Source organism: Bacillus cereus group sp. N21 (assembly GCF_016483395.1).
Classification (GTDB): domain Bacteria; phylum Bacillota; class Bacilli; order Bacillales; family Bacillaceae_G; genus Bacillus_A; species Bacillus_A pseudomycoides.
Genome location: NZ_JAEHBX010000237.1, coordinates 1 through 510 on the forward strand (window position 1 = coordinate 1; position 510 = coordinate 510).

A 510-nucleotide genomic window follows, 5' to 3' on the forward strand; every position below is an offset into this window, starting at 1 on the left:
AATTAAGAGTTGTCTTTTTGTGTAATAAAATTTACAAAATCTGAAGATATACAAACGACTAGAATACGTTATGGTTATTATTATAACAAAAATGAAGAGTATTGAGAATAAAAAGAATATTACAATGAGTTTTTGAGCTTTTTGTTAACAAAGTTTCGAAAATAAACTTTTTATAAAGGTTTCCTTTGAATATGATTATTGTATTTCGAGGGTTTCCTTATTAACCTTAGCTATATATTTTACAAAATCAATGACGGGATATTGTATAAGTGAACGGTGCTGCGTAAAGCGAATCCCTGATTTCTCCATTTTTAAAATGAGTTGTTCAATTTCCAACTCTTTTTGTTGTATCCTATTATAATTTTGGTATACAATGTTTTTCCATTGATAGGAGGAACCGTGAAAATAACTTTCTCCTTTTACCCTGTGACTAAATATTATTTCTATTTTTTCTCTACGTTGTTTTTCCTTCATATGCGCTTCCGTTGACTGCATGTTTATCGCCTCTTC

The 510-nt window shown here is 29.0% G+C and carries 1 protein-coding gene; it reads right to left on the minus strand.

What is annotated here, in order from left to right; genetic code table 11:
- Positions 1-195: 195 nt before the first annotated feature.
- A complete protein-coding gene (locus JDS96_RS30665; RefSeq protein ID WP_199669114.1) occupies positions 196-495 on the minus strand; it encodes a hypothetical protein in 300 nt (99 codons plus the stop codon).
- Positions 496-510: the final 15 nt, after the last annotated feature.